This window comes from Halpernia sp. (genome assembly GCF_048269545.1).
In the GTDB taxonomy this organism is placed as follows: domain Bacteria; phylum Bacteroidota; class Bacteroidia; order Flavobacteriales; family Weeksellaceae; genus Halpernia.
Genome location: NZ_JBLXIJ010000003.1, coordinates 185,494 through 199,154 on the forward strand (window position 1 = coordinate 185,494; position 13,661 = coordinate 199,154).

The 13,661-nt window shown below is 29.3% G+C and carries 12 protein-coding genes; all 12 read right to left on the bottom strand.

Going from position 1 to position 13,661, the window contains the following annotated elements:
- Positions 1 to 45: 45 nt before the first annotated feature.
- The 12 genes from ACN0WB_RS06605 to ACN0WB_RS06660 all read right to left on the bottom strand — a co-directional run bounded on the left by ACN0WB_RS06605 (position 46) and on the right by ACN0WB_RS06660 (position 13,514).
- Entirely contained in the window at positions 46 to 1,293 is a 1,248-nt protein-coding gene (locus ACN0WB_RS06605) for a restriction endonuclease subunit S (protein ID WP_417430106.1), read from the bottom strand.
- Positions 1,293 to 4,187 (bottom strand): N-6 DNA methylase, encoded by a 2,895-nt coding sequence (locus ACN0WB_RS06610; RefSeq protein ID WP_417430079.1) that lies wholly within the window; start codon positions 4,185 to 4,187, stop codon positions 1,293 to 1,295. Before ACN0WB_RS06610 ends, ACN0WB_RS06605 begins: the two co-directional genes overlap by 1 nt.
- A 91-nt stretch (positions 4,188 to 4,278) precedes the next feature.
- Complete coding sequence (locus ACN0WB_RS06615; RefSeq protein WP_417430081.1) at positions 4,279 to 5,709, bottom strand: caspase family protein; 1,431 nt, start codon at positions 5,707 to 5,709, stop codon at positions 4,279 to 4,281.
- A gap of 30 nt (positions 5,710 to 5,739) precedes the next feature.
- Positions 5,740 to 6,495, bottom strand: a complete 756-nt coding sequence (locus tag ACN0WB_RS06620) for a hypothetical protein (protein ID WP_417430083.1) — start codon at positions 6,493 to 6,495, stop codon at positions 5,740 to 5,742.
- Positions 6,496 to 7,143: 648 nt separating this feature from the next.
- A complete protein-coding gene (locus ACN0WB_RS06625) occupies positions 7,144 to 9,192 on the bottom strand; it encodes an ATP-binding protein (protein ID WP_417430085.1) in 2,049 nt (682 codons plus the stop codon).
- Between the two features lie 192 nt (positions 9,193 to 9,384).
- Positions 9,385 to 10,236 carry a toprim domain-containing protein gene (locus ACN0WB_RS06630; RefSeq protein WP_417430087.1) on the bottom strand — a complete coding sequence of 284 codons (852 nt, stop codon included), beginning with the start codon at positions 10,234 to 10,236 and terminating at the stop codon, positions 9,385 to 9,387.
- Positions 10,237 to 10,644: 408 nt separating this feature from the next.
- Positions 10,645 to 11,742, bottom strand: a complete 1,098-nt coding sequence (locus tag ACN0WB_RS06635; RefSeq protein ID WP_417430088.1) for a hypothetical protein — start codon at positions 11,740 to 11,742, stop codon at positions 10,645 to 10,647.
- 56 nt (positions 11,743 to 11,798) lie between these two features.
- Positions 11,799 to 12,005 carry a hypothetical protein gene (locus ACN0WB_RS06640; RefSeq protein ID WP_417430090.1) on the bottom strand — a complete coding sequence of 69 codons (207 nt, stop codon included), beginning with the start codon at positions 12,003 to 12,005 and terminating at the stop codon, positions 11,799 to 11,801.
- A 41-nt stretch (positions 12,006 to 12,046) separates the two neighbouring features.
- Complete coding sequence (locus ACN0WB_RS06645) at positions 12,047 to 12,763, bottom strand: hypothetical protein (protein ID WP_417430092.1); 717 nt, start codon at positions 12,761 to 12,763, stop codon at positions 12,047 to 12,049.
- A complete protein-coding gene (locus ACN0WB_RS06650) occupies positions 12,744 to 13,010 on the bottom strand; it encodes a DUF3853 family protein (protein ID WP_417430094.1) in 267 nt (88 codons plus the stop codon). Before ACN0WB_RS06650 ends, ACN0WB_RS06645 begins: the two co-directional genes overlap by 20 nt.
- The gene (locus ACN0WB_RS06655; protein ID WP_417430096.1) at positions 13,010 to 13,294 is read right to left on the bottom strand and encodes a DUF3853 family protein; all 285 of its coding nucleotides are present in this window, start codon (positions 13,292 to 13,294) and stop codon (positions 13,010 to 13,012) included. The genes ACN0WB_RS06650 and ACN0WB_RS06655 overlap by 1 nt, the downstream gene beginning before the upstream one ends.
- Before the next feature lies 1 nt (position 13,295).
- The gene (locus ACN0WB_RS06660; RefSeq protein ID WP_417430098.1) at positions 13,296 to 13,514 is read right to left on the bottom strand and encodes a hypothetical protein; all 219 of its coding nucleotides are present in this window, start codon (positions 13,512 to 13,514) and stop codon (positions 13,296 to 13,298) included.
- Positions 13,515 to 13,661 lie beyond the last annotated feature (147 nt).

Below are 13,661 nucleotides of genomic sequence, written 5' to 3' on the forward strand. Positions count from 1 at the left end.
TTGGTCTGACGCTTCCTTCGGGAAGCGTTTCTCTTTTTCATCTCTTTACGCTGCATCTGTTTCTTCTATTTTTAGATCAATAACTCTCACTTTCCCTGTTAGCAGATCTTGCATTAGACCAGTTTTTATATTTTTATACTTGTCTTGAGAAGATTTATACTTATCAATATTTCTATCAATCAAATCTAACTTTTCAACTATTTTTTTTTGCTCCTCTAAAGATGGCTTGGTAAACATTAAATTATTGATAGTAGTTAAATTTAAACCGGATTTTGCTCCACCGTCATTATAAATGGTAAACATTTTTTGTCCTATTGTAGAGGTTAAATAATATGCTAAAAATCTGGTATTAATTTCTGAAGTATCTAATCTTACTAAAGCAATATGCTGATTAACGTAAGCATCAACTAAATTTTGGGAAACTATACCTATAATTCCTAAATCAGCAGTAATTGAAATTAGGATATCCCCCAATTTCAGTTTTGATCTTGATCCTTCCACGTTCAATGGCAAATTAACATATTCCATATCTGAAACATCAATTTCGATTTGATTTCTTTTTAAATTAGTGATTCTAATAAATTTAGATCCTTCTACATTATAATATTTAGCCCAGCCACGAGATCCGCTTGTTAAAAGGTTTTTATAACTTCCAATATTTGTGCATTCCCATTCTTCTGGAATTCTACCTAGTTGACTGTCTTTAAATTTATGTGATATTTCAGTCCGAATATTACCTTTCTTATCAATACCATTTGATATTAAATCTTGCATCAAACCAACTTTTATTCTTTTAAACTTGGATATTAGATTTTCATTAATTTCAATAAGTTTATCAATTCTAGATAATACTTCGGCAATCTTGCTTTGTTCTTCTACGGATTTAGGATAAAATAACTGTTGCTTTCTAAAATTCTTTTTTTGCAAGTGTTTCAAACCACTACCTTGAAATAAATTTGCATTTATGAAATAAATTTGATCAAGAATTTTATAATATAAAAATTCAGCATTTACGTTTTCATTTGCATTTATAACATAAGTATCAGTAGAATACGCAACATTACCTCTAAAATATTTTACATTTGCTGCCCCTCCTGTAGTCAAAAATATATTTTCTCCTTGAGTTAAAATCTCATTGTGTTCTAGAATCGATTCACCACTTGTGTAGAATGGTATTCCGCCAAATTTGGCTGCATCAGACACCTTAAGTTTTGATTTTCTTTTTTCATTATATAAGTTACCAATTTCTTTACTTACCCAACCATCAGGCAATATTAAATTTTCTTTAACCATCAATTTAAGTATTTTAATTGTGTTAGAAAACCATTTAATTCCTGCAATGTTTTTTCACGCTTTAGTTCAATGCTTTGTGCGGAAGCATAATATTTGCTAAAAATATTTTCGAAGGCATTTATTAAACCTCTTTTTTCTGCATTTAAATAACGTTGCAATTGATCATTAATAATATCAAAATGCTTTTTTAAAATTAATTTTTGGCTTTCCTCTAAAGTGATAACTCCACCTATGTCTGTTAAAAGTTTATCATACTTATTTAAATTATTTTCCAAAATAATTTGATCTTTAAGCCGGGCATTATAAGGTTTGGTAATTTCTTTAAATTGTTTTTTTGCTTCTAAAACTGCTGCTAATTTTAGCCTTTGAGATTCTTCGTATTTACCCTTTAATAATTTTTCAAAACTTGTGATAGATGATTTTATTTTATCAAAAGTAGAAATGTCTTTTAAATCAGAACTGAATGGTTTTATTAAATTTTCAATTGTAGTATTAAAAGTTTCAATTTCGCTGTTTGTAGTTTGCAAAAGATATTTGCCGTATTTCTTTACATCTTCACTTCCGTACCGCTTTAGTTCTATCTTCAAATCCAATTCTGCTCTTTTTTCTTTAAGAACTGCTTTTGACTCTTTGATGAAATTTTCAATTGCAAGTAATTTCGCTTCCTGCTCAATGAGTTCTTTTGCAGATTCTGGCGTATCATTTTCAAGGGTGTAGAAAGTGATCCATTTAGAAAGTTCGTCTTTTGCTAATTTTGGTGTTTGTTTTACTTCACCTTCTTCTTCATCCTGTTCAAATTCTACCAGATTTAAAGTTTCTTCTACCAACTCTTCCAACTGCGTTTCCAAGTCAGATTTCTTCACTTCCAGTTTGTCAATCGCATCATTTTCAGATTGAAAAAATTCCTGAATTAAATAATCATCAGCAATAAGGCCTGCATCCCAACCATTTTGCATAATGGTTTTAAGATCATATTTAATATTATCCCACCAATTTACAAACACACCCGCAACCTGAAATTTATCTAAAACGCCAACCGGTACAAATTTCTCTTTCATAGAATCTAAAAGTTCCCGGCGCACTTTCGGAAAAACGCTTCCGCCCATTGAAAGATAAATTCCAGCAGATTCTTTTACTGCCATACTTTCCGGTTCTTCAATCTTCAAAGCAAGACTTGAGAAATCTTCTTTTGCGAGTTGCCACCAATCGGCTAAATGAAGTCCTAATTCTGTGAGAGTTTTATTTACATTATTATCCTCTTCAACAATTTCTTTAATTTCTGATTTCGTAGAAATTCTAAAATCTTTATAAATATCATTTTTATCTACAAAAAATTGAAAACCATCAAAATCAAATTTTGGTGCTAAACTTTCTTGAACAGCATTTATTTCATTTACAGGAACGCCACCAATTAAATGTGCTTTCACATCTTCCTCTTCAGGTGGTGGTGTATTATCTACATATCTTCGGATATTTAGTGTATAATCATTTTCTATTATAGTTGCTAAATCTATACTCTTGGAATAGCCATCATCTTCAATTTTATTGGTAAAAACGTAATCTATTTTTTCTACATCTTCTGGTCTTAATGAGTTCTGATTTTTGCCTTCCGCATAATCTTTATCTGCATTGATGATGAAAACTTTATTTTTTAGATTGTCTTCTTTGCTTTTATTAAAAATCATGATGCAGGCAGGAATCCCTGTCCCATAAAATAATTGTGGCGGCAAACTTATAATTCCTTCCAGCACATCTGCATCGAGCATTTTTCTTCTAATTTCTTTTTCTTGGCCACCTCGAAATAGAACTCCGTGAGGCATTACAACTACTACTTTACCGGTTCTTTTACAACTTGCAAGCATGTGCTGCACAAACATAAGATCCCCTTTCTTTCCATTTTCCGGCGCAAAACCATAACTAAATCTACTTTGGTATTGCATTGTTGCTTTAGTGTAATTTTGAGAAAAGGGAGGATTTGCAATCACCCTGTCAAACTGAACGATCTGCCCATTTTTTTCGTTCAAAGGTTCATCTAAAGTATCGCCATATTCGATATTGTATTTTGTAATATTATGAAGGATGATATTCATCTTGCAGATTGCCACAACCGTTGGATCATTTTCTTGTCCAAATAATTGTAAATCATTAGCATTTTGACCTTGCTCTTCAATATATTGATGAGATTGTATCAACATTCCACCTGAACCTGCAGTAGGATCATAAACAGACATTCCTGCTTCAGGTTTCATCAACTGCACTAAAAGCCGAACAACTTGGTTTGGTGTATAAAACTGACCTCCTTTTTTTCCACTTTCGTCCGCAAAATGTTTCAGAAGATATTCATAAGCAGCACCTAATAGATCAGGAAACTCAAAGTTTTCATTTACGAGTTTTGGAAATTCATTAAAATGATCGATCATCTTTTTCAGATCTGTATTTTTTACAATCTGCTTTCCATCGACCTCTTTATTAAAGTTTATTCTGCCCTTGAAAATACCTGCTAATGTATCCGGATTTGCATCTTCTATTGCATCTAATGCTTTATTTAGCATCTGTGCAATATTGGCTTGTAAATGTTTTATCGGTGGTTGCTCTACACCATTTTCATCAGTGAAACCTTCATTCCATCTGGCTCTATTTGGCACAAAAAAAGTGTCGCCGTAAGTCATTTTATCCTCTAAAACATCTGCTAAAGTTTCCGGATCTAAATGTTTGTAATCTTTTTTCTGTAAATCGCTTTTTTTCTGATCAAATACATCGGACATTCTTTTTAGGAAAAGCATTCCGAAAATAAATTCTTTGTATTCTGACGCATCCATTTTCCCACGTAGAATGTCTGCTGCTTTCATTAGAAAACTTTCTAACTGGGATAGTTTTATTTTTTCGGTCTTCATAAATCGCTTAATTCCATAATTTGTAAATCATTGTTTACAAATTTATCATTTTCAAGTGGGAATAAAAATTAAATTGGTCTTGGTAAAGAAATCAATTCCATTCGTAATCGAATGAAATCTTTTCTAATTCCACTGTAGAATTAACTTTAATTTGATCAACTGTTGCACAGAAGAAATTCGCTAACTCCTTTTTGAGTGCGTTTTCATTTTTTCCATATATGTGAAATGCCTGAATTTCCTTTGTTATATCGGTATTGTTATAAATTATTTTTTCAATTTTTTGAAATGTAGAATTTCCAAAAGTGGCATCTGTATTAACTTTATTAACGGCAATGACTTCAACATTGAAAACTTTAGGACTTGAATTCGGAATAAAAATTAATTCATATTCTTGAAGTTGCAACAATTTGCTAATAAAATCAAATGAAAGTTTGAAAGCGGCATTGTCTATTAGAGAAAATAAATTTTCTTTGTAAATACTTTTAGTTTTAGCAAATCTAAATTCCGCTTTGGAATCAAAATACATTTCAAATAAAATCCCATTCAATACGTGGTTTTCCTTTCCATCTTGATATTTTTGAATGCTAAATTTTAAGTTTTGAAAGAAATTTTCCGCTGATCTTGAACCACCAACTGCACACTGCAGCATATTTCTACCCAGTATAAATTTTTGACTATTAGAAAGGCTGTTTGCGTCAATTAATACAATACTATTGATCGCACTGTTTTGTGTATCCCAGGTTCTGCTTTTCATTCCTAAAATAAGTTTCCCAAAGTTAGAATCTTCGAAATAATTGATATCTTTAATTGTATCATCATCATAATTTAGCGAAAGAATATCAAAATCTGGGCTTTTATAAAAATAAAAATCATCAATTAAAGAGGTATGCTCCCATGTTGTCTGTTTGCCTTTAGTTTGAGCAAAAACAGTTTTCCGGACATTTTTAAAAAGTTCTTCAACGGAAATTCTTTCTTCACCGATATATTTTAATAATGAACCGGTGTAAATACTATGATCACCATAAGCAACGTCATCTGAACCACTATCCGGGGAAGTAGAAAATGCTATTAAATTTCCTTTTGGTGCTTTAATTGGCGAAAATCCTAAAATATCACCTCTTCCGAAACTTCTTCTACAAGCATCAAGTATTACTATATTTAATTTTGTAGGATTTTTTTTGTAAATCTCAAATATTTCATTCAACCTAATACTATTACGTCCGGCACTATACTGATCTGAAGGTGGTATTTGACAATCTATGCCTGTTAAAAAATTTTCTCCATCCAATTCAAAACCATGACCAGCAAAATAAAATATTGAAGCGTCATAATTTTTAATTTCTTTGGAATAGTAATCTAAAATCTCCTGAATATCTTGCGTATTGGTATTTAGCTTTTTTTTCACATGATATCCCAATTTTAACAATGCATCAGCGATTGCATTGGCATCGTTTTCTGCATTATCCAATTTACTGTTTTCGTGATAATTATTGTTTCCGATCACAATTGCTAATGTTTTCATAATTCTACATATTTGACAAAAATAATACAATTACACAGGAAAATATCTGTCAAAAAATAATTTAAATATGTATTCTATTTTTTTGTCTGGTTCTGCTATTTTCAACAATACTTTGTCATCTATATTTATTTTCAAATAATTATCAAAAAAAGATTTTAAATCAAAATTAGGCACAGTATTTAAAAAAAGATTTAATTGTGATGTTAGTATATATTCCAAAGCAGTTTTAGTGTCTTTTATTCTTAATTGCGTGGAATTATTATTTAAAAATAAACTGAAATAGCCTTTAAAGATGTGTTGAGTTTTAATTATTTCTTCGTAAAAAATTGAGTTATCATCTATTATTTCTGATGGCGATAATTCTTTCAATGCAGAACTAAAAGTTTTGTAAGGCGCTGTATTCCGAAGTGAAATTTTTTCGGCAACATGCATCCCGAAGCAGGTCGCTAAATTAAGATGTAAATTATTTTTACTTAATTTATTGATTTCAATCAAATAATTTTCAAATTCGGTCCATTTTAAAATTCCGGAATTAGCAAAGTGTAATTCTCCGTTTCCTCCATGGGCTTCAATATGTAAAATAGTTTCATATTCATTAGAAATACTTTCCTCAAATTTTTTCAAGATTTTTAAAAATTCTCCTTTTGTTTTAACAAAATAGTATTCCGAAAGAATGTCACTATTGTAAAACTTACTATATCTTACGATTATATCATCATAAAGTTCCTTTCCAGTAAATCTTTCATTATCTGGTAAACTTTCAATTATAAAAATTCTTTTTATCATTTAATTTTGAGATTACAATAGTGAAATGTAAATAGAATATAAAGAATTGCTATTGTTTTCATAATTCTCTATTTTTGACCACATTACCCAAAAATAATAAATAATAGATGGCTAAAATGATTCCGCACACCTATATTGATACAGGTAGTGAAGGTGAGAAAAGAATTTTGGAATTAATACAAAAAAATTATCTAATAATTTTTTTGTCATTTTGCTTTTATAAAGTGCCACGCTTAAATTAATTTGTACCATATTATATGTTATTGTTTAATCAAAAAAAAGAATTTTCAACGAATTTAAGTCCAGAAAAAGTTGATTATTTTAGAATAGTATTTAAAGTATGGGGGAAATTACGTTAGATAAAAATGGCAATTTAAAAAGACAGGATAAAGTTTACCCTTCAAATGGTTTATGAAAGAACTAGGTTAAAACAAAAATATTCTTTAAGGCTAATTTAGTAAATTCAGTTATTAGAAAAAGGGTTTTGGATAAAGAAATATTGTCTATCTCTATAATTCCAATAATTGTCACAGGAAGAATTATTTTTTAATCTAAAGCATAACACGGGTTTAATTCTTTTTATTGAAGCGATTTGTTAAAGTGATTTATTTTAATCATAATATTAAACATACCTTTTAAGAATCAGTATCATTTCACAAGTCTCAATTGCGCTGAAATTTTTTCATCAACTAATTCCGCATATTCTTCTTCGAACTTTGATTTTACAGATTTATCCTTAATATTTAATTTATTTGCTAAATAACTTAATTTCCTTTTATTTTGCTCTATAAGTTCTGCCCATTCCATAACGTATACCTCAATGTTTTTATCCACTTTCTTATCATATAAAAAAGGATTGTCAGGATAAAGCAACCTTCTAGTTTTTACCTGCGATTTTGCGTATTTAGTTAGTTTTGATGAAATTAAAACTAGTTTATATTTTACTTTATCGTTCGGTAAAGCAGAATACTGTTCGATTGTAAAAGCATATTCATCAATTTGACTCAATTCCTTCTTACTTATTGCACATTTAGGTGATTTCAGTTCCACAACCATTATTTCCTTCGAATCAGAATCAGTAATTTTCTCATTGTAAAAAAATAAATCTGTAATATCGTTTAAACCATCTCCATCTAACTCTATTAAATTATCATCTTCTTTCGTTGGCTCGTAAATATGATATTTCTTTCGCAATTCATTTAAAATGTTTCCAATTTTTTTGTCGGACCATAATTTTGGCGTTCCGTTATAATTTTCACCAAATATCCATAATTCGTTTTCAATTATTTTGTGAAGTTGACTTCTTTCTTTTAGATTTTTTGAAATCTCACCATAAGTTAATTCGGACAGAAATTCCAAGAATTCTGTTTTATCTGCTACAACAGAGGCAAAATGAACAACATCTTCCAAATCAGTCTTTTCTAGTAGATTATGAAACTTCTCTAGGCTTTCATCAGAAAGTTTTAACACTTTTTTAAAAACATATTCTATATCTCCATTTTCAATTGCTTTGTCTAATAATGGGTATAAAAAATTCCTTATTTTATCGTCTTTTTGTATTAACCTATGCTCATCTTCAAGTAAATAAGCGACTTTTTTAAATAATATTTCTTGAGTTGCTGATGCTGGATGTTCATTGTTTTGATAAGGATAATAGCGATCTTTTTCTAAACTATTTAAAAATTTTTCAAATCTTTTGTTCTTGGCTTTGAAGAAATCATTTATTGTTTCTTTTATTTTATTTTTAAGATTTGTAATTTCGGCTTCTCCCAAACTTTCTAAATCTAAATTTCGGAATAAATCGGTATTAAGCATTGAAGATTCAATGTAAATAAACCACGTTCCGAGATCAGGCGTATACCAATCAGAAGAATAAGTGTATTCATGCGCAACAGTTTTCAATCCTGCATTATCAGTCTGGAAAAAAACTTTAACTTTATTTAATTGAGAATTAATATTGTAAAAATAGAAGTGAAGATTGTTGGTTTTACCCTTTTTATCAATGTATTCAACATTTTTTTTTGAAGGTTTATCTAATACAAAGTCCTCTCTTTTTAATTGTTTCCTATTAACAATGAAATTTGTGGTACTATGAAAAATCTCGAACGGATAATGTTCAAAAATTGCTTGATAAATATTTTGCGATAGAAAATTCTCGTGAATTCTATTTCGTTTTGCTGGCTTTATTTGTTTATTGTGGTACAATTGCTCAATAACCACCTTATAATAAGGATTGCATTTTTTATTAAGATATTCGTAATCTACATTAAATGCAGTTTGTTCTAGTTGCGCATCATCCAAATCAGTCGTATTAACCACAAATTTTGTTCGGGAATATAAGTTTTTCTGATCATCAAAACCTACTGTTTCAATACTCATTATCTCGCCTATTTGCAAAGAACTAAATCTTCCAATACCTTGCCCTCTAACCTTTGCTGTGGTTCCTATTTCCAATATTCTTTTATCAAATTCTTCGTAGGGAACACCCATTCCATCATCTTCAATTGTTATTTTTTTTATTGGTGATTTCGTGCTGATTTCATTTACGTATTCAATATCTATTAAAATATTTTTACTTTCTGCTTGTAAAGAATTATTTATTAACTCCCTAAAAGCCTGAAAGGTATCTCTATACTTGGTTAATAAATCTTTAATTACTCTAGTATTCGTAGTAATTTTTTTTGTTGTGGAAGTCATTTTAATAAAATAATGGTTAAAAATAATTTAACTATAGCAATCAAAAAAATTCGTTTGAAAATTAGTCCAAAAAATTGCCACTTTATTCATTCCAAATATATGCTTTTTTGAATATTTTTATTAGTAAAAGTTAATTAAAAGTTTTAGATTTTTTTTATGACAATCGTGCAAATTTTTAAGAAATAAAGAAGTTTATATCTTCAAAACACTTCGATTACAAAACCACTCATTCAGATCCTTAAATTTATAATATAAAAGCGAACAATCTTCCACATTTTCATATTTACCGATTATGTTTTCAGTCAAATTTCTTCCATTAAGATCATTATCTAGAAAAAGCACAATTTTTTCATATTCCTTCAATTGTTTTTCAACTTTAAAAAACATTGCAGTCGAATTTAAAATTAAATAATTTGAATTTGAATTTTGAACGTTGGGTAAATTGAGATAGGTAAGAAAATCAAAAAAACCTTCGAAAATGCAAATTTCCTTTTTCTCGTTTTGGGGATTTTTGATAAGAGTAACATCCTTTTTGCCCAAACATATTTTAGAATATTTATTTCGGATTTCAATTCCTCCGGAATTATTGTAAAAGCCGATACCAAAGTAATTCTTTCCGCTCATTTGATAATGAACTTCTTTAACCAAATGTCGTTGATCATATACTTTTCTCGACTTTAAATATTCAATCAATGCCAAATGTTCAATTTCTTTTACTTTTAAAATTTCATATTTTTTATTTTTGGCGCAATTATCCATTTTTAGCAACTGCACAGAAGTGTCAAATTGTTGTAGATACTGCAAAGCATTGGAAATAGAACATTGATTCATCTGCTGAACGATTGAAATTACGTCAAAATTTTTTCCGGTTCCGAAATCAAAGGCTTTGTTTTTTGCAAAATCTACACAAAGACTTGGCGTTTTCTCTTCCCGATCAATCGCGAAATAGAAAGCAGTCTTAGAATTTTGTCTCTCAGGAAATAGATTAAATGATTCTAAGACACTCCTAATGCTTACTTTTTCTTTTATTTGTTCGCAATTCATTTTTTTTCTTTTTTAAAGCAAATTTTTATGATCGAAACCCTTTTTAGATAAAAAAAACTTTTCTTTACTTTTAAATCTCTTTTACTAAAACCATGTATAACCTTATAGAAAAGAGTTTACGCCATTTACTGAATGAGTCCAATTCCGAAAGCGGAAAGAGTCCAATTCCGAATAAGAAATGAGTCCGATTCCGAAAAGAAGCCCTACCTCAAATGAGTACAATTCCGAAAGCATAGATAATTGTCTATATACTTATCCACATTTTCATTTTTCAATTACAATGAATGAGTCCAAATCCGAAAAACAACACTCAAAATTTTAAAATTTAACACTTCATTAACTTCAGTGAGTCCAATTCCGAAACGCGAATGAGTCCAATTCCGAAAATGAATGAGTCCAAATCCGAATTCAAATAATGACTGGATAACCTTTTGGAAACAATTCACCCATTTTTGTATCTGCATAATTCATTTTGATGATGTTTTGAATTTCATTTAAAAATGCAAAACCTTGATAATCGGTTGATTTTTTTTTCAGTATTCTGTTTGCTTTCACAAATTCAACAATGGCTTTTTCAATTAAATCTCTCGTTTGTGCAATATTTCTGTAGTGGTAAAAAAACTGAACCATTTCACCTTCCTCTAAACCATATCTCTCTTTAAAATAATTCAACCTTCTATTAATTTTTAAATGCTCTTTTGAAACCTTTGAAGTTTCCCTAATAACTAACTTGCTGATGTCGTATGGATAAATTGTAATTAAATCTTTGTCGCATTTAAAATTGAAAGTCAAATTGTTGTATTTATTTAAATTTACTCTTACGGGTTTTAGAAATTTAAAACAAAAATCATTGGCTGTTTTATAATTCAGTCCAAATTTTTTATTGAGTGTAGAAAGTTTTACTGACGTTCCCATTTCAGGTATTTTAGAGAGCCATATTGCAAAGATGACGTGTTTATTATTTCGAATATTATAAACCAAATTGTACAAAACGTAATTATATTCGGGAATTACCATCAGTTTCTTCAGCCAAAAACTGCTTATTAAAAATGTGGTATATCCTCTAACATCATAACTCGGTATTGAAATAAGTCCACCAAAAGTTTTAATTTCCTTGCCTTTGGAGTTTTCAGATTTATACCAACCCATTTTAAATTTTGTGAGAAATTCATAAGCAGCAACTACTTGTTGGGTAGAGCCGCTTGGAGAAATTTTACTGTTTCTAATTTTTATGGAAGCAAATGTATTATTGTCTGTTTCAAATTCTTCTTCAAATAAGGAAAGTTGGTGCGGACGATCATTTGGACGAAATTGACTATTCCCAATGATAGAAATGATATTAAAGATCACCCGAAGGGCGTTGATTGGAATGTCAGCTGCTTCGCTATTTTCAAAAATAAAATCGTCCACGAAATTATTTCCTAATCGAATTTTATCAGGCAGTTTTTCGCTAGCATTTTCAAATTCCTTCCGGATTATCCGTAGATCTTTATTGAGATGTGACATACTTTAAAATAAACACTGTTGCTCGTAAGTGCTATAAGCGGATAAAATTCATAATATTAGGACAGCGTAATTCCTTCTTGTTGCAAAGTTTTAGTTCCATCTTGTAAACTAAAATACTTGTAAATTTCGATTCCTACACCTTTGAAAACCTGTTTTTCCACTTTACCGAAACCGCAAACTTTTACTTTTTGAATCCCCTGGTATTCTGCGAGTAATCCTTTAATGGTAACTTTTTGTCCTATTTTCAAATCACTTATTTTCATATTGCTTTCAGTTTATTTTATTGTTTTCAGATGATTCAACATTATAATTTTTCAATATCAAATCTTCTAATATTTGGAATAGATTGGATAGAATTTATGTTCTCACTTGGTCTATTTTTTAAATAGGGCATCGTATTTTTTATGGTAGATTTCCAGTCGGTAATTGGTCGATCAAAATTATTTTTCCATCCTTTTTCTGACCATTCATCATATTTTAATTTTAGATTTTCATCTAACGAATCTTCATAGGAAATTAAAGTTTGGGCAAATTCCAGAAACTCTTCAAATGTTGGAATACCTCTTTTTATCACATTTTGTAATCTAGTTTTCTGTGAATCATTGGGTAGTTTCTCTGCACCAGCTTCAGAGTTTTCCTCAGTATTTTTACTTTGCTTTGCAATAACATTTTGATTTATGTCATCTGGTTTTTTAAATATTTTCTTTTCTAAATTTTGTTCTAATTCATGTATTTCAATTGAATAATCAGTAATTATCCGATATTGACATGGAACGCCATTTTTTGTTTCAAAATGAATAAGTCCTTTATTTAAAAGTACATTTTTATTTACTTTCACAGTCTTTCTTGTCAAACTTAAATCTTTCGAAATTTGTACATCTGAAACACTAAACCGTAAATTATTTTTGTTAAAACCCTCTTTTAATAAATAGAAATAAATTAACAAAGCAGAAGAACCCAATTGGTGTTCTTCATTGTAATCCCAAAATTTTTCAATAAGATTATGATAATTTTCCTGCATCTTTTCCGAATAGTTGAAGTGCTTTTTCTATGTCAATGATGATAATTTGTCCATTCTGAATTATCGCATCCTTTAAAACTCCAGAGGATTTGATTTCCGATGCTTTGGAAAGTGAACAGCCAAAAATTTTTGCCAGTCCTTTTAGTCCGTATTCATATTTTTTTTCAGCATTAATTTTTTTTGAAACTTCCAGAAATTCTTCTACAGTTAATTGCCAAATAGGTGTTTTTAAATCGATATTTTTCATCAAGTCCTATTTTTAAAAAGTTCCAATGCTTTTTCAGAATCAATTATTATTTTCCGACCATTTTGTATAATGGCTTCGTCGAACATTCCGGTACTTTTAAGTTTACCAGCATGATTTTTAGAACAACCTAAAATAGTAGCTAGTCCAGATAAGCCGTAAACATATTTTGCTTTATTATCAGTGAGCTCAATGGTCTCCCGCTCAACTTTAGGTGCTCTGGAATCTAATATATCTACCAATTCCCCTATTGTCAATTGCCATATTGGTTTATTAAAGTCTTCCATTCTAAAACGTTTTGAGTTGGTTATGGTAAAAAATTTCTTCTTCAGTAAATCCTTTTTCTATATAAAATTTAACAGCGATGAATAATGTTAGTTTATTGCTATTTCTTTTCGCTAAACCCAAGACTGATTGTTGCTGAATATCAAGTCTTTTAGCCAATTCAATACTGAAATTATTTTCACTTAAAATTTTTTCAATTATTTTTTCACTTACTTTTTGCATTTCAATTGTATTTTGATATAAATTATTTACTATATTTGTATCAAAATACAATTGAAATGCAAAAAGTAAGTGAAAAAATAATTGAAATTATTTTCACTTAAAATTTTTTCAATTATTTTTTCACTTACTTTTTGCATTTCAATTGTA